This window comes from Cupriavidus sp. KK10 (genome assembly GCF_018223725.1).
GTDB classification, from domain to species: domain Bacteria; phylum Pseudomonadota; class Gammaproteobacteria; order Burkholderiales; family Burkholderiaceae; genus Cupriavidus; species Cupriavidus necator.
The window spans coordinates 4,613,715-4,634,314 of the sequence record NZ_CP073677.1; the positions used below are offsets into that span (position 1 = coordinate 4,613,715).

Below are 20,600 nucleotides of genomic sequence, written 5' to 3' on the forward strand. Positions count from 1 at the left end.
GTTGGTTCAGAGAAATTCCTGGTCCAGGTCTACGCTGCACCGTTCACCGATTGCGGTGTAGTTCTGCTGCAACCAGCGCCCGGCTTCGTCCCTGCCCTGATCGCGCAGGTAGCAAAGAAAGTCCCAGTCGGCGTTGAGCTTGCTGGAGACGCCGAGCGCCATCATGGTCTGGTCCGAGCGGATCGAGTGGATCAGCATTTCCTTCATTTCCCCGTGTTTGACCTTGCCATCCTGGATGAGCTTGGTGACGAAGCTGATCGCGCGCAGTTCGCGGATCAACGAGGAGTTGAAGCTGACCTCGTTGATCCGATTGAGGATCTCCGCGGCGGTCTTCGGCACGCCCTTGCGCACGATGGGATTGATATGGACGATCACCACATCCCGTGCACCACAGTTGTAGATCAGCGGGAAGATGGCGGGGTTACCGACATAGCCGCCATCCCAGTAGTGTTCCCCGTCGATTTCCACCGCCCGAAACAGGAACGGCAGGCAGGCTGAAGCCAGCACCGCCTTCAGGCAGATGTCTTCGCGCGAGAACACGCGTACTTTTCCGGTCTCGACATTGGTCGCGCACAGATAAAGGTGGATCGGGCAGTGCTGGTTAAGCGCGTCAAAGTCGACATGGCGGGCGAGGACGTCGCGCAGCGGGTTGAAGTTGAGCGGGTTGAACTGGTAGGGCGACAGCACCCGCAGCATGATGTCCGTCAGCAGGTACATCGGCGAATAGTCGAGCCCGTAACCGTTGTGCAGCAAGTTTTCCCATGGCAGTTTGCGGAACGGGCTGCTGGCGCGCGCGGTGCTGGCAACGTCCCGCCAGAAGTCGTGCAGGGCGGTGCGGGCGCGTGGCGGCCCACCCTGAAGCAGGCCGTACGCGAGCACTGCGGCGTTCATCGCGCCGGCGCTGGTGGCGCTGACGCCCTCGATCGCAAGCCGGCCGTCTTCGAGCAGACGGTCCAGAACGCCCCAGGCAAAGGCACCATGGGCTCCCCCGCCTTGCAGCGCCAGCGTGACCGGCTTTACGGCTTGGCCAGCTTCGCCGGGATCTTGCATTCCAGGATCGGTCGACATGTCTTGTTCCTCAGTGCTGAGTCCAGCCACCATCCATTGCGAGTGCGGTGGCGGTCATCGAGGCTGAATTGTCCGAGGCCAGAAACACGGCCAGGGCGGCGAGTTCATCAATCCGCACGAACTCCTTGCGCGCCTGGTGCACCAGCATGACATCGCGCACGACGTCGGCGGCCGAGATCCGGTGCGCGCGCGCCTGGTCGGCAATCTGCTGTTCCACCAGCGGCGTCTTGACATAGCCGGGGCAGATCGTATTGCTGGTAACCCCATACTCGGCCGTCTCCAGCGCCACAGCCTTGGACAGCCCGATCAGCCCGTGCTTGGCGGCAACATACGGCGCCTTGAACGGCGAGGCCACCAGGCCGTGGGCGGAGGCGATATTGATGATGCGGCCCCAGCGCCTGGCCTTCATGCCGGGCAGGACGGCCTTGATCAGGTGGAACGCCGAGGACAGGTTGATGGCAACGATAGCATCCCACCTGTCGTCCGGCATCTCTTCGGTCGGGGCCACATGCTGGACGCCCGCGTTGTTCACGATGACGTCAACCTTGCCGAACTCAGATGCAGCGAATTCGGCCATTTCTCGAACCTGGCGAGGCTGGCTCATATCCGCCGGCGAATAGCGCACGCGCACGCCATGTTCGCGCTCCAGTCCCGCACGCGTGGCTTCAATATTGTCGGCATCGCCGAAGCCGTTCAGCAGGACGTCGGCGCCATGGGCGGCGAAGGCGCGCGCAATGCCGAGCCCGATACCGCTGCTGGATCCGGTGACGATGGCGGATTTTCCTTCAAGCATGATGATCTCCTGTCAGCGTGGGTGCGGGAGTCGCGTGGAGCGCCCGTGGTATCCCCGAAAGGTCAGGTGCTGCGATGGGGGTGGCCGACGCATCCGGCGCGTGTGGGCGGTGCGGTGGCAGTGTCTCGCGTGGCAACTCGTCTGCCTCGCTGGTGCGTGTAAAGCGCAGGTGAGTGATGTCGGTCGGGAAAAACATGGACCAGCTCCACTCGGCCCAAAGGCGCAGCTTGCGGCCGAGCGTCGGCATGCGCATCAGGTACACCGCACGCCAGGCCAGCCAGGCCGGCAACCCTGAGAAGCTGAAGCCATAGACCTGGGCAACGCCCTTCATATGCCCGATGCTGGCCATCGCGCCCTTGCTCTGGTACGAGAACGGCTTGCTCTCACGCTGTTCGAGGTGGCCGGCGAGGTTGTGGGCAAGCTGGCGCGCCTGGGCCACGGCGAACTGCGCGGTTGGCAGCGAATCCTCGTCGGTGGCAGCGTTGGCAACCCGCGCGCAATCGCCGATGGCCCACAGTCCGGGCATGCCGCGCACTGACATATCCGGGTTGGTCTCGATGCGTCCGCGCAGGGTGGCCAGCGCGAGATTGCGCTCCAGGGTGGTGACCAGCGGGTTTGGCCTGATGCCGACGGTGCAGATCACCGTTGCCCCCTCGATCGTTTCGCCGTCAGCCAGCACCACCGTGTCGGCTTCGAAGCGGGCGGCCCGGGTACCGAGCCTGAGTCGGATGCCGCGAGCGGTCATATGGCGTGCCGCGGCCAAGCCAAGCGAGGCGGGCAGCTCGGGAAGCAGTTGTCCGGTGTCATGGAGCAGCGTCACCGCCAGCTCTTCGCGCTTCACGCGCGGGTAGAAGCGCCGGATGCTGCAAAGATAATCGGCGAGTTCACCGGCAACCTCCACACCCGAGAAGCCCCCGCCCACCACGATGAAATGTCCCAGCCGCCGGCGCAGGACGAGGTCCGACTCCAGTTCCATGCGGGCCAGCTGGCGCAGGACGCGGTTGCGGATAAACAGGGCGTCACCCACAAGCTTCAGGGGCAGGGCGTGCTCGGCCATGCCTGGCACCAGGTCGAGATTCGCACGGGTGCCGAAGGCAAACACCAGATGGTCGAAGGGAATTTCGCGCAGGCCCGCCAGGGTCGTGCAGGACAGCTTGCCCTGTGCGTAGTTGACGTCCTGCACAGTGCCCATGATGAACTGGGTCCGCCTGAGCATCTGGCGGATCGGCACGATCACGTGTTCAGGGAAGACCGAGGCACCCACCACCTCGGCCAGCATCGGGTTGAAGGTGGTGTAGCTTTCGTCGCTGACGAGGATCAGCCGGTGAGTCATCGGCAGTAGCTTCTCCAGCGTCTGGGCCAGCGTGGTGCCGGCGAATCCACCACCGATGATGACGATGTTGTTCTCTGCAAGCATGACGGTTCCTTTCGCCCTGGCGCGGCGCCTGGGGCTTTCGAGCTAATGGCTGCCCTTGCCGCGCAGCAGGAAGCGGTCGATCAGGTGGTCCAGCGACAGGCGGCCGGGGCCGTGCAGCATCGTGACCAGCAGCAGGAGCCCCCAGTACTGGTGGTCTTTCAGGCCAACTTCGCCCAATCCCGGATACGAGATCACCGCGACCATGTTGAAGACGAACAAGGCAAGCGCGGCCGCCCGCGTACCGAGGCCGAGCACGAGCAGCACCGGCAGGCACAGCTCCGCGGCAGTGCCAAGATAGGCGGCCAGGGTCGGGCTCAGCAGTGGTACGGCGTACTCGCTTTCAAACAACGCAAGCGTGGTTGACCAGCTGGCGAGCTTGGTCAGCCCGGACTGGAAGAACACCAGGCCGATCAGTACCCGTATGCCGAGATCGAGCACGGGAGTGAGCATTTCCAGTAGACGGATCGCCGCCTGCCCGGCTGCGATGACGCGCGAAGTCTTTGCGCCGGCAACATGCAGTGGCGCGGACGACAAGGGGGTGGTGCATTTCATTTGGGCTACCTCACGAAGCGGTCAGGAATTTGGGGCGCGTCCGGGCAGCCGTGACCCACGTGTCACGGCGTTCCGCTGCGGGCTGGGGTGCCGCTCAGGCCGGGTGGGCCGCCTTGGCGGCCGGGCTGAGCTCGCCGCTCTTGCCACCTGGCTTGGCGAACTCGGACGTCTGCAAGCGGCCTCCTGAAATCTTTTCGCAAGTGCCCGTGGGAACCAGGATCCAGGCTTCCGCGTCGCGGTCCATTTTGGCCGTGGCGGCGCAGGAACTCTTGCTGGTGCCGCAGTCGTTCTTGCCAGCCTTGGCAATGCCCGCGCATTTTTCATTGCTGCCTGCCGCTGCCATGGCCTGGGAGGTGGCGCCGGCAATGCCAAGTGCCAGCATGCCTGCAATTGCGCCGCGGATGATTTGATCGCTGTTCATGATGCACACTCCGTATTCGGTTGGGTTCAGGACAGGAGGGATACCTGTCTCTGGACTGCAGTATGGAAAGGCGAGCTCACGCTTGTTTCGCTCAAATTTCAAGTTTTCTTCACGACGGCGTGGGTGGTGACAGGCCGCAGCCATGGCCACGCCGGCGGAGGGCTTTCCATCCACGAAATGCGTTCTAGAATGGTTCAGTGGCTCCCACGCCGCAAACCGGGCGGCAAGGACGGTCATGCCGATATCCCGCAGGTTTCAAGATGAGGTAAAGCCATGTCGCGCCAGGTTCTGGTGATCGAGGACGACGCAGATATCGCCGAACTGGTACGGCTGCAGGTGAGCGGCCTGTCTTGCGACGTGAAAGTGATCAACCATGGCAGGGCGGGACTGGAAGAGGCACTGAGCCGTCCCTATGACCTGGTCATCCTGGACCTGATGCTGCCGGGTGCCGACGGGCTGGAAATCTGCCGGCGTCTGCGTGCAGAACCGCGCTATACCCCCATCCTCATGCTCACGGCACGCTCTACTGAACTGGACCGGGTGCTGGGACTGGAGATGGGCGCCGACGACTACCTGACCAAGCCCTTCAGCGTCCTGGAGCTGACCGCGCGGGTCAAGGCGATCTTCCGGCTGATCGACACCCTGGCCAACCCGCCATCGGGTGGCCCCAGGGCAGTGCAGGTCAAGGCCCTGCACATCGATATCGACAAGCGTGAAGTGAGCGTGCGCGGCGCACCTATCTGCCTTACCGCCAAGGAATTCCAGCTGCTCCTCTACTTTGCCAGCAATCCGGGGCGCGTCTTCAGCCGCGCCCAATTGCTGGATCAGGTCTGGGGCTATAGCCATAGTGGCTACGAGCACACCGTAAGTTCGCACATCAACCGACTGCGCGCCAAAATCGAGCTCGACCCCAACGAGCCAGAGTACATCCAGACCGTATGGGGCGTGGGCTACAAGTTCAGCAACGCGTAGCGGGGGAAGAGAAAAGAAGGGGGAAGGGGGCTACATGTTCCAAACCCTGTACGGGAGACTGGCGGTGGTGCTGATGGCGGTGTTCATTACCATCGGTGCGCTGATGATCCTCGCCTCTCAGAAGATGATCGAGACGCAGCGCCTGATCGAACTGGCGACCGACCTCATCATCGGTACGGTGGCCTTCAGCCTGGTGGCGGCGCTGATCGTGTTTCGGCTGTTGACGGTGCGGCTACGCGTGCTGTCGGAAGCCATCGAGACATTCCGGGTGGGCGGTTTCTCCACGCCGGTGCGACTGGCGCAAGACGGCCGTGCGGACGACGAGATCCAGAAGCTCAGCACGGCCTTCGAGGAAATGTCCGAGCGTATCGTCACGCAGTTCGCCCAGCTGTCACAGGTGGACCAGCAACGGCGCGAGTTGCTTGCCAATGTCTCCCACGATCTGCGTACGCCGCTCGCATCAATGCAGGGTTACCTGGAAATGCTGCTGCTGAAGGCCGAAGAGCTGACGCCCGAAGACCGCAATCGCTACCTGCAGGTGGCCACCAGGCATTGCGAGCGGCTTGGCAAGCTGGTGCAGGACCTATTTGACCTGACCAAGCTGGAAGCGCGGGAGGTTCAGCCGCGCCTGGAGAGCTTCCCGTTGTCGGAACTGGCGCAGGACGTGGTCCAGAAGTTTGCTCTGGCGGCAAACAAGCGCGGACTGGCCCTGCTGGCGACATCGGGTCCCGGGTGCCCGCCAGTGAATGCCGATATCGGCATGATCGAGCGGGTGCTGGAAAACCTGATCGAGAACGCCATGCGCTATACGCCTGCTGGCGGAGAAATCAGCGTCGATGTCCAGGCCGCCGGGGAGCGCGTCGAACTGACCGTGCGCGATACCGGCCAGGGCATAGACGCGAGCCAGGTACAGGGTGTGTTCGACCGCTATTACCGGGTGGAGCGGACGGAGTCTGACAATGGCAGCAACGTCGGTCTCGGGCTGGCCATCAGCCGGCGCATAGTCCAGTTGCACGGCGGCGAGATCCGTGTGCGCAGCGCGCTCGGCAAGGGCACCGCCTTTACGATCGACCTGGCGCGGGGATAAGGCAGGCGGCGCACGCGTCGAAGTCAATGATGGTCGCGTCCAGGATGCGTCGCTGGATAAAGTCGGCCAGCGCGAAGCCGTGCGCAGCCTGCAGCGCCTGTTGATATGCCGGCTCGAGCGCGGCACCGCCATCCAGTGCCTCGAGCATGGTGTATTCGCCGACCGACAGGGACTGCACTTCAACCACAAAGCCGCTGCGCCTGACCAGCAGCCAGTCGCCGCCGATGTCGACGTCGATCTCGGTATCGTCGGCTGTATCCGGCTGGTTGGCCCGCCAGATATGCAGTACAGGAAACGGCGACGCGAGCAAGCGGCAGGCTGGGTTCAGCGTCAGGCGCAGGACTGCGGCATCGGCCTCGGCGAGCGCGCCCAGGCGGTTGAGCGCGAGCGGCTCGGCATCTGCCGCGTGGAACACCTCATGCATGAGCCATTCGAGCCTCGCCACATCGGGCAGGTAGCGCAAGCCCGCCGCCGGCCCGAATTGCGCGAGGAAGTTGGGAAAGCTCTTGCCGAAGCGCTGGATGTCGCCACTGGTAGATGGGCAGGCCCGGATATACCGGGCCGCCGTGGCATCGAAGAAAGATTCGCCCACCAGGCGCTCGATCACGGGGAATACGGCGCGCAGGGCCTCGCACAAGTTGTGGCGCACGTTGCTGGCATAGATGCCGAGGCACCGCTGCCCGTCAATGGCGCCGCCAACGATGTGGTCGGACAGTGCAGCCGTGTCCTGCTCGAGCACCGCCCGGGCAAAGCAACCCTGGATTTCATGCAATGAAGGCATCGTCGGTCTCCAGCATCTGGTCGGCCCTGCGGGCTTCTTCGAGCAGTACCTCGAGCGGGGGAATGTCGGTATCCCACTCGATCAGGGTGGGAACCGGGCCAAAGCGGGCGAGCGCATGCCGATAGAGGCTCCATACCGGCTCCGCCACACGCTGGCCATGGGTGTCGATCAGCATGCCGCCGCTGTGGTCAAAGCCGGCCAGGTGGATCTCGTTCACGGCGCCCACGGGAATCGCATCGATATAGCCCGATGCATCGGTGCCGTGGTTGACCGCGTTGACGTAGATGTTGTTGACGTCAAGGAGGATGCCACAACCGGTTCGCGCCACCAGCGCCGCGATGAATTCAGGCTCGGGAATCGTCGAGTGGGTGAACCGGAGATAGCTGGTGATGTTCTCCACCAGCAACTGCTGTTGCAGGTAGTCTTGTACTTCCGCCACGTGCCCGCACACGATGGCGAGCGACTCCTCGGTGTAGGGCAGGGGCAGCAGGTCGTTAAGGTAGCGGCCTCCGATGCGGCCCCAACTCAGGTGTTCGGATACCAGCCCTGGCTGGAAGCGCCGGATCAGTGCAGCCAGACGCTGCAGGTGTGCGCGATCCGGCCGGTCCGTAGCGCCCAGGCACAGGCCGACCCCGTGCAGGCTCAGCGGGTAGGTAGCCCGTACCTGCGCGAGGTAGTGAAGGGGCTGACCGCCATCACCGAAGTAGTTTTCACTATGGACTTCGAACCATCCTGTGGGCGGTGTTTCCGTCAGGACCTGCCGATAGTGTGGCGCGCGCAAGCCGATCCCGGCGCCGGACGGGACGGGGGCTCCCAGATTCGGGTGGAGGCTGGTGGTTGGCATCGGAGGTCCTGTCGGTGGCGATTTCACTCAGTGTCACTCTGGCCGACAAAGATCACGAAACTCTCACGCGGCGTTCAATTAAATCCGTCGATTAGCGCCAATGGGCAGGCGAGGGCGTGTTTCCGCGGCACTGGTTGGTGGCGGGATCGTGGGCTATGTTAGGAAGGGCTCGCGCCGGCATGTCACGCGTGGGTGGCACAGACGCGGCATTCCTCGACAGTGGCTGGGCAAGGTGTAAGGCAAAGGCCATTTTGTTGGGATACGAGTCTGCACGGACGGGGGCGGAACCGGAAAGGATATCAAGATGCGCCTGAGAGGAAAGCTGCTGCTGCCGCCGGCGTTGATCAGCGTAGTGCTGATTGGCTACCTCTTGCTTGGCTGGGTGCCTGGCGCCGGCCCACCCGGCACACGCACTGGCATCGCACTGGTTGCGGCAATCGGGCTGGCGCTGCTGCTCGGCGTCCTCGCACTTGCCATTCACGTCTACTTGGGACGTCCGCTCGGCGCGCTGCTGCGCAACTGTGCCGCGTCCGAGGCCACACGCGATGATGGCATCGGCCGCGGCACACCCAATGAATTTCATCAGATTCGCCAGCTCGTCATGGACCTGCGTGCCCGCGCAGAGTCCTCGCAAAGCGCGCTGGCGTTGTCGGTGGAACAGCGCCAACAGCAGGAAATCGCGCTGCGTTCCAGCGAAGAGCGCTATGCCTTGGCCATGCGCAGCGCCGATGACGGCCTGTGGGAATGGAATTTCCAGACCAACCAATTCCACCTGTCGCAACGCTGGAAGGCCATGCTCGGCTTTGAAGAAAACGAAATCCCGGACAGCCTGCAGGCCTGGAAGGAACGGGTGCATCCCGCCGATTTGCTGGCCGTCGAGCAAGCGTTGGCACGGCATATCGAAGGGGCCAGCCCGCGTTATCAACAACAGTGCCGATTACTGCACAAAGACGGACAGTATCGGTGGGTCAATTCCCTGGGCAGCGCCATTCGCCATGCCAACGGCAAGGCATTGCGGCTGGTCGGCCTGGATACCGATGTGACCCGGATCAAGCGCGTCGAGGACATTCTCAGGCACATCGTCGAAGGCACCGCCGGCACGTGTGGCGACGAATTCTTTCGCGCCCTGGTGCGCCACTTCGCCGCCGCGCTGGACGTCCCCTGCGCCTTCGTCACTGAATGTACGGGGTGGCCACCACGGCGGGTCCACACGCTGGCCTTCTGGTTCAAGGACGACTTTCGCGACAACGTCGAATATGACCTGGCCGGTACGCCTTGCGAAGCCGTTTTCGAGCACGGCGCGCCGGTGTTCTATCCGGAAGGGATTGGCAATCTGTTTCCGCGGGAGCAGGGCTTTGAATGCTATTACGGCTTGCCGATCCAAGACAGCCGGGGCAAGGTGATCGGGCATATGGCCTTCCTCAATATTCGAAAGATGAAAGAGGAAGAAGTCTTGATGGATTACGTGTACCGCATCTTTACCGCGCGCGCCGCCGCCGAGATCGAGCGTAAGGCCGTTCTCGAACACCTGACGCGAGCGCAGGCAGCGTCCGGCGCCGGGTAGTGCCGTGACCAGCGGCGTGATACACAGCGCCGGCACGCAGCTACTTAACATCTCCGCCCGATACGGCGTTCTTGCCCGCATGGGGCTGAGCGCGACCAAGCCACCAAAGGCATCACCGGTCGACTCTTGCCGGCGCGATGGTGCGCCGTGACGAAAATTTGAACTTTGGCGGATGGAAGCGTGAGTTCTGTTGCACACACTACGGACCAAGGACAGCGCGTCAGTCTGTCCGAGACGAAACCCGTGATGGCCCCGTCATGACCATGTCGAGGCGCGTGACAAGGAGATGGAAATGCTCAAGAAAGTCGTATTGCTCGTTGCGGCCGGTGCCGCGCTCAGTGCCGGTGTCGCCAATGCTGCCATCGGGATGCGGGATATTTATACCGATGGCGCTGTGATGGGGCCGCGAGACCCCTATACCGATGCTGGTAGAGCTATTACCGAAAGGCGGGATGTGTTTATGGATGGCGCGAGAATCACCAACCGCGATGGGTACATCGAAGAGAGCTCACAAAGGTAATTGCCGACTGACTTGAAGAAGTACCCCAAGTGATGGGCGCGCCCTCTTTGCGACCATTTGCGAGCCCCCCGAAGGATCCCTTTGCGGGGGTGTTCCATTTTGAAGGCCACGGTGCATCGGGTACAGGAAGGCGCGTTTGACGACGCCGTCGCGCACATGGCCAGTGTGTTGCTGTTGATGCCTGTCGAGGCCGTGAGCAGACGACGCCCTTGACGATGGCCAGCCCAAGCCCGAGGCTCTGCCGGGCTGTCGCTGCGCGCCCCGTCGGCACGGTAGAAGCGGTCAACCAGGCGGTTGGCACCTCTAAACACAAATCTTCTGCCAAGCCCTGTCTCCGCCTTACGGCAGCGCCGGCCTCGCTTTCGCCCACATGCTGCGGCCAACCGCGCGCTAACCAATCGAGCCTAGGAACGCATCCAGACCAACATTCCATAGAACAGCACCGCCAGGAAAAGGGTCTCCGGCACCATCAAAGCCACGGGCTTCCAGCCCACACCGCCACCAGCACGGCGGCCGCTTGTTCGCCCAGGTGGGACCCCACGCGATGCGGATCGGGATGATGCTGCCGGTCAGCCCGGCGGTGCCCGAAGCGACCCGCTCGCGCGTCCCGCCGCAGGCTGACGGAGGGCCGATTGCAGGTTTGGCAGAGTTGGGAAGTTTGGTAGCCCCGCTGCCGCGCCGCTTCAATTCTTGAATTCGTGCGGCGCATCGTATATTTTCGAGGGGCATTCCGGTGGTTGCCGGCCGTGCCGGCCGGTGCCTGTCACGATGATCGGGTTCATACAAGCCGCACTCGATAACGCATGCCCGGAACAAGGGCTGTCAACCCCGTCCGCGCAGTGCGCGCGTGACCCTGCGCAGTTGCTTATCGCTGCCGCCTTGCTCCTGCCCATCAGAAAGGAGCTGCCATGGATGCAGTCCGGACATTGCTCGAAACCCAGCCGCTGCTCACGCTGTTCCTCACGGTTGCACTTGGCTATGTCATCGGCGAGATCAATATCAAGGGCGTGTCGCTCGGTTCGGGCGCGGTGCTGTTCGTGGGGCTGGCGATCGGCGGGTTCGCGCCGAAGTCCGCGCCGCCTGCCATCCTTGGCACCCTAGGGCTGCTGCTCTTTCTCTATGGCATTGGGATCCAGTACGGGGAGCAGTTTTTTAAGGGTCTGACCAGCCCAGATGGCATCAAGGCCAACGCCGCTGCGGTCCTTGGCGTGGTTGGCTCCGGACTGGTCGCGGTTGCGTTGGTGCCGCTGGTCGGCGTAAAGCTCGACGAGTCGCTAGGCATGTTCGCCGGCGCGGGCACCAGTACGGCAAGCCTGCAGGCCGCGATGGCGGCGATGAAGAGCGACGGCGCCGCGGTGGGCTACAGCGTCGCGTACCCGGTCGGCGTGGCAGGGCCGATCCTGTTTCTGTATGCCCTCACCGCGCTGCTCAAGCCGAATATCGTGCGGCCGCCACCAAAGCTGATTGAGACCGCCGAGATTGCGCTGACAAACCCGGCGTTTATCGGCGTGCGGCTGTCGGAGGTGGTAGCGCGCCTACCGGACGGGGTGGCGATTGCCGCCGTGCGTCGCGCCCACCACAACCACCCGTCCGCCGACGACCTAGTCCTGCAGGCCAACGACGTGCTGCTCGCGACCGCCACCGACCCGGCCGTGCTGCGTGAAGCCACCTCGCTGTGCGGGGAACTGCAGCCGGGCCGCATGACGAGCCATCGCGAAGACCTGGACTATATGCGCGTGTTCGCCTCAAGCCGGCTCGTGGTCGGGCACACGCTGCGCGATATCCGTTTTCCCGAAGGCATGGTCTGCTCGATCGCCCATGTGCGGCGCGGCGATGCGGACCTGATGCCCCGCGATGACCTCACCCTCGAGTTCGGTGACCGCGTCGGCCTGCTGGTCAATCGCGCCCACATGAAGCCGATTCGCGCGCTGTTTGGCGACTCCATCAAGGGCACCGCCGAACTGAGCTTTATCTCGATCGGCATCGGCGCGGCCCTCGGGCTGCTGGTGGGGCTGATCCCGGTGCCGATTCCCGGCGTCGGCACGCTGGCGCTGGGGCTCGCCGCGCTGCTGCTGGTTGCGCTCGTGCTCGGCCGGGTGCGCCGTCTCGGGCCGTTCGTCTGGGCCATGCCGCTGTCGGCCAACCTGGTCCTGCGCAACTTCGGGCTGACCATCTTCCTCGCACAGGTAGGCATTGCATCCGGGCCGAAGTTCTTCGCCACCATCGGCGTGACCGGGGTGTCCTTCCTGATCTATGGCGTGGTGATTCTGCTTGCGCTGCTGCTGATTACTGCGATCTTCTGCCTCTGGGTCTTCAGGCTGCCGTTCGACCTGGCGGTGGGCGTGATCTGCGGCGCGACCGGCAATCCCGCCATCCTTGCCTTTGCCAACCGCGTCGCGCCCACCGACCGGCCCGACCTCGGCTACTCGATGATCTTCCCGTCAATGACCATCGTGAAAATCCTGTTCGTACAGGTCGCCGCCACACTGGCTGGCGGATAGTGCAGGGCAACCTGGGCGAAGCGCGCCATGCGATTCGCCGCGGAGACACATCATGGAAATCGCCGTTTTCAGCGCAAAGTCCTACGATCGTCAACATCTCGATGCCGCGAATGCGGCCGAAGGCCATCAGCTCAAGTACTTCGAAGTTCCCTTGGACAGTGAGACGGTGGGCCTCGCCGCGGGCCACGGCGCAGTGTGCATCTTCGTCAATGACCGGGCCGATGCGACCGTGCTGGAAGCGCTCGGACGCGGCGGCACCAAGCTGGTCGCGCTGCGCTGCACGGGGTTCAACAACGTCGACCTGAAAGCCGCGCAGGCGCTCGGGATCAAGGTAGTGCGCGTTGTCGACTACTCGCCCAACGCGGTCGCCGAGCACGCGGCGGCCCTGCTGATGGCGGTCAACCGCAAGATCCACCGAGCCTACAACCGCACGCGGGACTTCAATTTCTCGCTTGAAGGCCTGATGGGCTTCGACCTGTGCGGCAAGACCGTGGCCGTGATCGGCACCGGCAAGATCGGGCGCGTGTTTGCGAAAATCATGGTTGGGTTCGGTTGCAACGTGATCGGCTACGACAAGTACCCGTCCCCGGAATTCGAGGCCCTTGGTGGACGCTACGCGTACGAGGGAGAAATCGGCGCAAGCGCGGACTGCATCTCGCTGCACTGCCCGCTCACGCCCGAGACCTATCACATCATCAACGCCGAAACGCTGTCGCGCGCCAAGCCGGGAGCCTTGCTCATCAACACTAGCCGCGGCGGGCTGATCGACACGGAAGCAGTCATCGAAGCGCTCAGGAGCGGGCAACTCGGCGGGCTGGCGATCGACGTGTACGAGCAGGAGGCGGACCTGTTCTTCCGCGACCTGTCCGGCACCATCGTCGACGACTCCGTGCTGCAGCAGCTAATCACCTTTCCTAACGTGATCGTGACCGGGCACCAAGCCTTCCTCACGCGCGAGGCCGTGACGACCATTTGCGAAACAACCTTGCGCAGCGTGACGGAGTTCGAAAGCGGCAAGTCGCTCACGAACGAAGTCGGCGCCAGTTGAACACGGCTGTCGGCCTCATGTCGCGCCCCGCTAATGGCTTAAACCGCTCCCCGAAAAGCCCGCCGCCCAATCCACGATCGCGCGCACTCGAGACGCCAGATGCCGGGAGAACGAATACAGCACCACCGGCAAATCTGGCCACCGCCACGGCGCCAACAACTGCGACCAGCCGGCCAGCACGGATCGTGCAGCGTTCCGTGCGCGGCTAGCGAATCGGGACTGGCACACAGCACCTCCGGCACATCCGCCAACCGCTGACCACCAGAGACGAATCGCGCGGATGACCGCGCGCACCTCGCGGTAGATCCTATCGCCCAGCAGGTCGACCAGCCGGGTCGCCGCTGGTGACGAGCAAGTCGAGCTGGGGATAACGGTCGCAGTACCAGGACGTGCTGCTCGAAGCGGCGCCCTGGCAGCGTGCGGCCGCTTGCTCCATCCCACGAATCGGTGCTGGCCTGTTCAGCATGACAGTGGCCGCGTGGGGTAAGGCGATGTCTAGAAATATTCTTGCCACTCCGGGGTCGGCTTGCCATCTTGTAGCGCTATTGCGGTTGCGAAACATCCACGGGGCAGATCACCGTCGAAAAGGACCCACAGCCTCGAAATGACTAGCATGTGCGGCGGCGGCAATGTCATTGTGCGCGGCAGGGCAGTTATCTCCGGAATGATTGCCGGCGACTTGCTGGTCGACGGGGGAACGGTAGAACTGCGCAGCATGGTGAAAGGCTCTGTGTACGAAGGCAGCGGCCAGTTCCACGGTGGGCCGACTGCGCAAATCATGGGAAAGCGCATCAGGCGATCCGTGGCAGCGTAAGACCCGGCCTCTGGCCACGGCTTCTGTAGCGCTTGGCATGAAATGCAAAGTCGATGGAATCTGTTGCAAAGCGCCGGCACGCGCCCGGTTCTACATTGGTCTCCATACGCGGCGCACCTCGCGCCGCCCTTGACCCAGGAGACTAAAGCTGTGGAAAAAATTGTCCGGATGTACGAGATCGGCGGGCCGGAAGTGCTGCGCTATGAAAGCACTGAAGTGGGCGACCCCGGCCCCGGCCAGGTACGCATCCGCCACGTGGCGGTTGGCCTGAACTATGCAGATACGTATTTCCGCAACGGGACTTACCGCGTGCCGCTGCCCTCGGGCATGGGCGTGGAAGCGGCTGGCGTGGTGCAGGCGATCGGCCCGGACGTCACCAATGTTGCCGTCGGCGATCGCGTGACCTATACCGGCTTCATCAATACCCTGGGCGCGTACAGCACCTCGCGCCTGGTGCCCGCCGCAGCGCTGATCCGCCTGCCTGAGACGATCAGCTTCGAGACCGCGGCGGCCATGACCATGCGCGGGCTGACCTCGGCTTACCTGATGCGCCGCATCCACGCCTTCAAGGCAGGCGACAGCATCCTGCTGCACGCCGCGGCCGGTGGCGTGGGTCTGATTGTTTCGCAGTGGGCCAAGCTGCTGGGCCTGACCGTGATCGGCACAGTTTCCTCCGAAGCCAAGGCCGAGGTGGCGCGGGCGCACGGCTGCGATCATGTCATCAACTACAGCCATGAAGACGTGGCGGAGCGGGTGCGCGCGCTGACCGATGGCGTCGGCGTGTCGGTGGTGTTCGACAGCGTGGGCAAGTCGACCTTCATGGCGTCGCTGGATTCGCTCAAGCGGCGCGGCACCATGGTATGCGTAGGCACCGCCTCGGGCCCGATTCCTCCGTTCGACCCGGTGCTGCTGGCAATGAAGGGCTCGTTGTTCCTGACACGTCCTGCGCTGGCGGACTACATCGCCGACCCGGCCGAAAAGGCCGAACTGGCCGGCGAACTGTTCGATCACGTCGGCGCGGGCCGTATCCGCATCGAGATCAACCAGCGCTATGCCCTGGAAGATGCGGTGCAGGCACACCAAGACCTGGAGTCGCGCAAGACCACAGGCTCTTCGATCTTCGTCATCTGAGGCAACGCCATGCAAGTCCAACAAACTACCTGCGCGCTTGGCGCCGAACTGAGTGGTGTCGACCTAGCCGATGCGATTCGCGACGACGGCCTGTTTGCCGAGATCCGCGCCTTGCTGCTGGAGCACCGCGTTCTGTTCCTGCGCAACCAGCAGTTCAGCCGCGCCGAACATGTCGCCTTTGCCCGGCGCTTTGGCGAGCTGGAAGACCATCCCGTCGCCGGCAGCGATCCCGAGCACCCGGGCCTGGTCCGCATCTACAAGACCCCGGACCAGCCCAACGACCGCTACGAGAACGCCTGGCACTCCGATGCCACCTGGCGCGAAGCCCCGCAGTTCGGTGCCGTGCTGCGCTGCGTGGAATGCCCGCCAGTTGGCGGCGACACTATGTGGGCCAATATGGCACTTGCCTATGAGCGCCTGCCTGCGTACATCAAGGAGCAGATCGCCGACCTGCGCGCGCGCCACAGCATCGAGGCCTCTTTTGGTGCGGCGATGCCGATCGAGAAGCGCCTGGCGCTGAAGGCCCAGTATCCCGACGCGGAACACCCGGTGGTGCGCACGCACCCGGATACCGGCGAGAAGATCCTCTATGTGAACGCCTTCACCACGCATTTCACCAACTACCACACGCCTGGGCGGGTGCGCTCCGGCCAGGACGCCAATCCGGGCGCGGGCGACCTGCTGCGCTACCTGGTCAGCCAGGCGTATATCCCCGAATACCAGGTGCGCTGGCGCTGGGAACCCAACTGCGTGGCGATCTGGGACAACACCGCCACCCAGCACTACGCCGTGATGGACTATCCGCCTTGCCACCGCAAGATGGAGCGCGCGGGCATTATCGGCAGCAAGCCGTACTGATGGACAAGGCAGGACAAGCAATGCAAGACAACCTGATTACGGCCGCACAGTCGGCCTACGCTTACCCGCTGCTGGTCAAGCAGCTCCTGATCAACTCGGTCAGTCTCTACGGCGACCAGGAGATCAGCTACCGCGGCCAGATGCGCTACACCTTCCGCGATTTCCGCGGCCGCATCGGCCAGCTGGCCTCGGCGCTCACCGCGCTCGGTGCCGGCCACGGGACCACCGTGGCGGTGATGGACTGGGACAGCCATCGCTACCTGGAGTGCTACTTCGGCGTACCCATGATGGGCGCGACGCTGTTCACGGTGAACGTGCGGCTGTCGCCCCAGCAGATCCTGTACACGCTGAACGACGCCGGCGCGGACGTCGTACTGTTCCATGCGGACTTCGCGCCGGTGCTCGAGCAGATCCGCGGCGAGCTGACCTGCAACCCGCGCTTCGTGCTGATGGCCGACGGCCAGGACGCACCGGCGCTAACCTTGCCGCTGGCGGGGGAGTATGAGGCGCTGCTCGACGACGCGTCGCCCGACTTCGAGTTCAGGGACTTCGACGAGAACACCAAGGCCGCGACCTTCTACACCACCGGCACCACCGGCGATCCCAAGGGCGTCTGCTACAGCCACCGCGAGATCGTGCTGCACACGCTGGCATCGGCAACCAGCCTGTGTTCGCCGCGCGAGGGCCAGCGCATGCATCGTGAAGACGTCTATATGCCGATCACGCCGATGTTCCACGTGCTGGCATGGGGCATCCCGTACATTGCCATGATGCTGGGCCTGCGTACCGTACTGCCGGGCCGCTACGCCCCGGATGCGCTGCTGAAGCTGCGCGAGACCGAGAAAGTCACCTTCTCGCACTGCGTGCCGACCATCCTGCAGATGCTGCTGCAGTCCGCGCAGGGCAGCGCGCAGGACCTGTCGGGTTGGAAGATCATCATCGGCGGCTCGGCGCTGCCGCCCGCGCTGTGCGAGGCGGCGCTGGCGCGGGGCATCGACATCTTTGCCGGCTACGGCATGTCCGAGACCGGCCCGATCGTGTCGCTGGCCCAGATTCCGCCGGGTTGTACGCCCAGGGACCGCGCCGAGGAAGTCCGCATGCGCTGCTCGACCGGCCGCCCGGTGACGCTGGTGGACTACCGCATTGTCAGCGAAGACATGCAGGACTTGCCGCGCGACGGCAAGAGCCGCGGCGAGATCGTGCTGCGCGCGCCGTTCCTGACCAAGGGCTATTTCGGCAAGCCGCAAGCGTCGGAAGACCTGTGGTCGGGCGGCTTCCTGCATACCCAGGATGTCGCGGTGATGGGCGAGGACGGCTTCGTGCAGATCGTCGACCGTATCAAGGACGTCATCAAGACTGGCGGCGAATGGGTGTCTTCCATTGAAGTGGAGAACCTGATCACGGAGGTGCCGGGGGTGCAGGAATGCGCCGTGATCGGCGTGCCAGATGCGAAGTGGGGCGAGCGGCCGATGGCCTTCGTCGTGCGCAAGGCGGGCGCCGAAGTCAAGGCCGAGCAGATCCGCGACCAGCTGATGGCGCACGCGGATTCGCGCCGGATCAGCAAGTATGCCGTACCGGAGGCCGAGCGCATCACCTTCATTGAAGCGATCCCGAAGACCAGTGTCGGCAAGATCAACAAGAAGCAGCTGCGCGAAGACGCAGCCTGAAGGGTAGTAAAGGGAATTCGCGGCAGTCCTCGGGCGGGGACTGCCGCTTTTTTTTGCTTTATCGCCGATCGGTGTTTGACATGAGGGGCTAGGCCTCGGGTTGGTGGCAGACTACTTCGATGTTGTGCCCGTCCGGACCAATGACGACCGCTGCATAGTAGTTTGCGTGGTAGTGCGGTCGCAGGCCAGGCGCACCGTTGTCCTTGCCACCCGCCTCCAGAGCCGCGCGATAGAAAGCTTCGACTTGCTGCCGAGTCTCGGCCGCGAACGCCAGGTGAATATGCGCCGGCTTTTCCTTGGGAGGGGTATAGCTTGCGCGATGGCTGGGAGAGAACCCGCAACGGTGGGTTCTTTCGCTCGCGTCACGGGCAAAAGCAAAGCGCCTCCCGAAGGAGGCGCACAGGCTGCCGGCGTGTGGCCGGGGTCAGGGCTGGATATTGAAGGTCTTTACGATCGCAGCATTGCGCTCAAACTCGGCATTCAGGGACTGGTTCAGTTCCGACAGCGTCTGCTCGCGCATCGGCTCATAGCTCAATGCCTGCATCCGTTCCTGCACCTTGGGCGTTGCCGCCGCCTTGTAAGTGGCGGCCTGGATCTTCTGCGCCAGCTCTGCGGGCACGCGCGCCGAGGCAATCACGCCGACCCAGTTGCTGAACTCCACATCCGGATAACCCAGCTCCGCGAAGGTCGGCACCTGGGGCAGCAGCGGCGAGCGGTTCTTTGAAGCCACTGCATAGGCTTGCAGCTTGCCGGCCTTGATCATCGGCAGCGAGGTCACCATGCCGTCGTACATCAGCGCGATCTGGCCGCCCATCACCTGGGCCAGCGCCGGCGAGGAGCCGGCAAAGGGAACGTGCGCAAGGTCGAGCCCGGCCTTCTGGTTCATGATCACGCCGGCATAGTGGGATGCGGTGCCGGCGCTATAGGAGGCAAAGCTCAGCTTGCCAGGGTTGGCATGCACGTAGTTCACTAGGCTCTTGAAGTCCTTGGCGGGCAGGGACGGCGCGCCCACCAGCAGCAGGCGCGAGCGTGCCACCGCGGCCACGGGCCGGATATCCTTCATCGTGTTGTACGGCGTCTTGAGCACGTGGGGGACTTCAGTCAGCACATTGGTGGCCGTCACCATGATGGTCTGGCCGTCAGGCGGTGCCTGCAGCATGGCGCTGATGGCGATGCCGCCGCCGGCGCCCGGCTTGTTGTCGACCACGACCGGCTGGCCGAGATCCTGCGACAGCTGGTCGGCCAGAAGGCGGGCAATCACGTCCATGGTGCCGCCGGCAGGGGCCGGCACCAGCATGCGTACAGGCTTGTTGGTCCACGCCATGGCCGAGGGCATGGACAGGGCCATGACGGCGCTGACGGCGGCTAAGGCGGCGTGGCGCAGGCGAAAAAGGGCAGGGCGTTGAGGCATCTGTGTCTCCGTTGAAAGTCTAGGGTATGGATACGCCCATGCCAGCCTTCTTGTCGGGGGCAGTTACACGGGATATTGCAGAAAAATCGAGGCGTGGGCGCAATGCCGCCGTCGCCAGGGTGTTCAGGCGGTGGCCCGGGTGGCGCGCTGCTTCGCGCGCGCCAGCGTGTGCAGCATGGCTTCCAGCAGCGCGGCGGGAGGCCGCGCGCCAGACACGCTGCGGGTGCCGTCGAAGATAAAGTGCGGCACGCCTAGTCCGGCACGCAAGACCGGTTCTTGCGGGCCGCCGAGTGACGGCAGCCAGTCCAGGTCACGGTGTGCATCCGCATCGGGTTGAGCCGGGACCTGATCCGGAATCGCGACGCCGCAGGTCGCGGCGGCCTGTCGCAGCACGCGCGGATCACCGATGTTCTCGGCGCGCAGGAAGTAGCGCGTGAACAGCTCGTCGATCAGCGCAGCGGCCGCGTCTGCCCCTGCCTGTTGCCGGGCAAGGCGTACCAGGCGATGGGCCAGCAGGGTGTTCGGGAAGGTCTCGATGCGATCCAGTGCCAGGGTGAGGCCGGCATCTTGTGCCGCGGCACAGACCTGTGCCTGGCGTGCCGCCACTGCCTGGGGGCTGCCCAGGCGTGCCACATAGAAGTCGCGGTAGGGCAGGCCGGCCGGCGGCATGGCCGGAATCAGCGGATAAGAACGCCATTCCACCTGCACGGCGACGTCGGGACGCTCCCGCCCGAGCAAGGCGATGGCGCTTTCCAGGTGCTTCTTGCCGATCAGGCACCAGGGACAGATCAGGTCGAAATAGGCCTCGACCGAAAGCGTGGACGGATGGTTCATGGCAGCAGCTTCAAGACGCCAGCCGGCGAGCCCGGCGCAGGCCGCAGCAGGCTGTGGAATATCAGGGGGTGGGCGCCGGGGCGCGGCTGCGCCACGACTGGCGCGCCGGCAGCGAAGCCATGACCTCGGCGCGCTCTGCGTCGGTCATCTGCGCCCAGCGGCCGATCTCGACCGCAGTCCTGCCGCAGCCCTGGCAATACTTGCCAGCGAGGTCCATGCGGCAGATGTTCAGGCATGGATTGATGACGGAGAGGGGCGGGTTCATGGCTTGCAAGGTAAGTTGGACGACGGTGCGGCGGCAGGCGCTTGCGCCCGCT

At 64.1% G+C, this 20,600-nt stretch carries 19 protein-coding genes and 1 pseudogene; 9 read left to right on the forward strand and 11 right to left on the reverse strand.

Going from position 1 to position 20,600, the window contains the following annotated elements:
• Positions 1-6: 6 nt before the first annotated feature.
• The 5 genes from KB879_RS21495 to KB879_RS39465 form a co-directional block, all read right to left on the reverse strand.
• Complete coding sequence (locus KB879_RS21495) at positions 7-1,068, reverse strand: patatin-like phospholipase family protein (RefSeq protein WP_249221174.1); 1,062 nt, start codon at positions 1,066-1,068, stop codon at positions 7-9.
• Between the two features lie 10 nt (positions 1,069-1,078).
• Positions 1,079-1,861 (reverse strand): 3-hydroxybutyrate dehydrogenase, encoded by a 783-nt coding sequence (locus KB879_RS21500; protein WP_305852182.1) that lies wholly within the window; start codon positions 1,859-1,861, stop codon positions 1,079-1,081.
• Positions 1,854-3,278, reverse strand: a complete 1,425-nt coding sequence (locus tag KB879_RS21505) for an NAD(P)/FAD-dependent oxidoreductase (RefSeq protein ID WP_153955788.1) — start codon at positions 3,276-3,278, stop codon at positions 1,854-1,856. The genes KB879_RS21500 and KB879_RS21505 overlap by 8 nt, the downstream gene beginning before the upstream one ends.
• Before the next feature lie 42 nt (positions 3,279-3,320).
• Complete coding sequence (locus KB879_RS21510) at positions 3,321-3,830, reverse strand: DoxX family protein (RefSeq protein ID WP_211979740.1); 510 nt, start codon at positions 3,828-3,830, stop codon at positions 3,321-3,323.
• A gap of 94 nt (positions 3,831-3,924) precedes the next feature.
• Positions 3,925-4,488, reverse strand: coding sequence for a DUF2282 domain-containing protein (locus KB879_RS39465; protein ID WP_249221175.1), 564 nt, complete (start codon positions 4,486-4,488; stop codon positions 3,925-3,927).
• Between the two features lie 36 nt (positions 4,489-4,524).
• Between KB879_RS39465 and KB879_RS21520 the strand changes: the two genes are divergently transcribed.
• Together KB879_RS21520 and KB879_RS21525 are read left to right on the forward strand one after the other, a co-directional pair.
• Positions 4,525-5,223 (forward strand): response regulator transcription factor, encoded by a 699-nt coding sequence (locus tag KB879_RS21520; RefSeq protein WP_211979741.1) that lies wholly within the window; start codon positions 4,525-4,527, stop codon positions 5,221-5,223.
• A gap of 34 nt (positions 5,224-5,257) precedes the next feature.
• Positions 5,258-6,310, forward strand: a complete 1,053-nt coding sequence (locus KB879_RS21525) for a cell wall metabolism sensor histidine kinase WalK (protein ID WP_153955790.1) — start codon at positions 5,258-5,260, stop codon at positions 6,308-6,310.
• Here KB879_RS21525 and KB879_RS21530 read toward each other — a convergent pair.
• Positions 6,285-7,091 (reverse strand): DUF2063 domain-containing protein, encoded by an 807-nt coding sequence (locus KB879_RS21530; RefSeq protein WP_153955791.1) that lies wholly within the window; start codon positions 7,089-7,091, stop codon positions 6,285-6,287. The two genes, KB879_RS21525 and KB879_RS21530, sit on opposite strands and share 26 nt — an antisense overlap.
• Complete coding sequence (locus KB879_RS21535; RefSeq protein ID WP_153955792.1) at positions 7,075-7,935, reverse strand: DUF692 domain-containing protein; 861 nt, start codon at positions 7,933-7,935, stop codon at positions 7,075-7,077. The genes KB879_RS21530 and KB879_RS21535 overlap by 17 nt, the downstream gene beginning before the upstream one ends.
• 304 nt (positions 7,936-8,239) lie before the next feature.
• Between KB879_RS21535 and KB879_RS21540 the strand changes: the two genes are divergently transcribed.
• The 7 genes from KB879_RS21540 (at position 8,240) to KB879_RS21570 (ending at position 18,038) form a co-directional block, all read left to right on the forward strand.
• Positions 8,240-9,499 carry a PAS domain-containing protein gene (locus tag KB879_RS21540; RefSeq protein ID WP_211979742.1) on the forward strand — a complete coding sequence of 420 codons (1,260 nt, stop codon included), beginning with the start codon at positions 8,240-8,242 and terminating at the stop codon, positions 9,497-9,499.
• 292 nt (positions 9,500-9,791) lie between these two features.
• On the forward strand, positions 9,792-10,019 hold the full coding sequence (locus tag KB879_RS21545) for a hypothetical protein (protein WP_371827370.1): 228 nt from the start codon (positions 9,792-9,794) through the stop codon (positions 10,017-10,019).
• Positions 10,020-10,927: 908 nt separating this feature from the next.
• Positions 10,928-12,520 (forward strand): aspartate:alanine exchanger family transporter, encoded by a 1,593-nt coding sequence (locus KB879_RS21550; RefSeq protein ID WP_153955795.1) that lies wholly within the window; start codon positions 10,928-10,930, stop codon positions 12,518-12,520.
• Positions 12,521-12,572: 52 nt separating this feature from the next.
• Positions 12,573-13,568 carry a 2-hydroxyacid dehydrogenase gene (locus tag KB879_RS21555; protein ID WP_153955796.1) on the forward strand — a complete coding sequence of 332 codons (996 nt, stop codon included), beginning with the start codon at positions 12,573-12,575 and terminating at the stop codon, positions 13,566-13,568.
• Between the two features lie 964 nt (positions 13,569-14,532).
• The gene (locus tag KB879_RS21560) at positions 14,533-15,513 is read left to right on the forward strand and encodes a quinone oxidoreductase (protein WP_035816476.1); all 981 of its coding nucleotides are present in this window, start codon (positions 14,533-14,535) and stop codon (positions 15,511-15,513) included.
• Positions 15,514-15,522: 9 nt separating this feature from the next.
• Positions 15,523-16,371, forward strand: coding sequence for a TauD/TfdA family dioxygenase (locus KB879_RS21565; protein WP_153955797.1), 849 nt, complete (start codon positions 15,523-15,525; stop codon positions 16,369-16,371).
• A 20-nt stretch (positions 16,372-16,391) separates the two neighbouring features.
• Complete coding sequence (locus tag KB879_RS21570) at positions 16,392-18,038, forward strand: fatty acid--CoA ligase (protein WP_013956804.1); 1,647 nt, start codon at positions 16,392-16,394, stop codon at positions 18,036-18,038.
• 88 nt (positions 18,039-18,126) lie between these two features.
• On the opposite strand, the pseudogene KB879_RS21575 reads toward KB879_RS21570, so the two are convergent.
• From KB879_RS21575 to KB879_RS21590, 4 genes and pseudogenes are all read right to left on the reverse strand, one after another.
• Positions 18,127-18,336: pseudogene (locus tag KB879_RS21575) on the reverse strand (VOC family protein); the annotation flags it as partial.
• A gap of 126 nt (positions 18,337-18,462) precedes the next feature.
• Positions 18,463-19,449, reverse strand: a complete 987-nt coding sequence (locus KB879_RS21580) for a tripartite tricarboxylate transporter substrate binding protein (protein WP_013956805.1) — start codon at positions 19,447-19,449, stop codon at positions 18,463-18,465.
• 123 nt (positions 19,450-19,572) lie between these two features.
• Complete coding sequence (locus tag KB879_RS21585) at positions 19,573-20,283, reverse strand: DsbA family oxidoreductase (protein ID WP_013956806.1); 711 nt, start codon at positions 20,281-20,283, stop codon at positions 19,573-19,575.
• Between the two features lie 61 nt (positions 20,284-20,344).
• A complete protein-coding gene (locus KB879_RS21590; protein ID WP_013956807.1) occupies positions 20,345-20,548 on the reverse strand; it encodes a DUF1289 domain-containing protein in 204 nt (67 codons plus the stop codon).
• Positions 20,549-20,600 lie beyond the last annotated feature (52 nt).

Bases quoted from the DNA above. Each gene is read 5' to 3' on its own strand.
- KB879_RS21500 (WP_305852182.1), bottom strand. From the start codon at position 1,861: ATGCTTGAAGGAAAATCCGCCATCGTCACCGGATCCAGCAGCGGTATC.
- KB879_RS21535 (WP_153955792.1), bottom strand. From the start codon at position 7,935: ATGCCAACCACCAGCCTCCACCCGAATCTGGGAGCCCCCGTCCCGTCC.
- KB879_RS21520 (WP_211979741.1), top strand. From the start codon at position 4,525: ATGTCGCGCCAGGTTCTGGTGATCGAGGACGACGCAGATATCGCCGAA.
- KB879_RS21530 (WP_153955791.1), bottom strand. From the start codon at position 7,091: ATGCCTTCATTGCATGAAATCCAGGGTTGCTTTGCCCGGGCGGTGCTC.
- KB879_RS21525 (WP_153955790.1), top strand. From the start codon at position 5,258: ATGTTCCAAACCCTGTACGGGAGACTGGCGGTGGTGCTGATGGCGGTG.
- KB879_RS21550 (WP_153955795.1), top strand. From the start codon at position 10,928: ATGGATGCAGTCCGGACATTGCTCGAAACCCAGCCGCTGCTCACGCTG.
- KB879_RS21585 (WP_013956806.1), bottom strand. From the start codon at position 20,283: ATGAACCATCCGTCCACGCTTTCGGTCGAGGCCTATTTCGACCTGATC.
- KB879_RS21590 (WP_013956807.1), bottom strand. From the start codon at position 20,548: ATGAACCCGCCCCTCTCCGTCATCAATCCATGCCTGAACATCTGCCGC.
- KB879_RS39465 (WP_249221175.1), bottom strand. From the start codon at position 4,488: ATGACCGTCCTTGCCGCCCGGTTTGCGGCGTGGGAGCCACTGAACCAT.
- KB879_RS21545 (WP_371827370.1), top strand. From the start codon at position 9,792: ATGCTCAAGAAAGTCGTATTGCTCGTTGCGGCCGGTGCCGCGCTCAGT.
- KB879_RS21540 (WP_211979742.1), top strand. From the start codon at position 8,240: ATGCGCCTGAGAGGAAAGCTGCTGCTGCCGCCGGCGTTGATCAGCGTA.
- KB879_RS21510 (WP_211979740.1), bottom strand. From the start codon at position 3,830: ATGAAATGCACCACCCCCTTGTCGTCCGCGCCACTGCATGTTGCCGGC.
- KB879_RS21505 (WP_153955788.1), bottom strand. From the start codon at position 3,278: ATGCTTGCAGAGAACAACATCGTCATCATCGGTGGTGGATTCGCCGGC.
- KB879_RS21570 (WP_013956804.1), top strand. From the start codon at position 16,392: ATGCAAGACAACCTGATTACGGCCGCACAGTCGGCCTACGCTTACCCG.
- KB879_RS21495 (WP_249221174.1), bottom strand. From the start codon at position 1,068: ATGTCGACCGATCCTGGAATGCAAGATCCCGGCGAAGCTGGCCAAGCC.
- KB879_RS21555 (WP_153955796.1), top strand. From the start codon at position 12,573: ATGGAAATCGCCGTTTTCAGCGCAAAGTCCTACGATCGTCAACATCTC.
- KB879_RS21565 (WP_153955797.1), top strand. From the start codon at position 15,523: ATGCAAGTCCAACAAACTACCTGCGCGCTTGGCGCCGAACTGAGTGGT.
- KB879_RS21580 (WP_013956805.1), bottom strand. From the start codon at position 19,449: ATGCCTCAACGCCCTGCCCTTTTTCGCCTGCGCCACGCCGCCTTAGCC.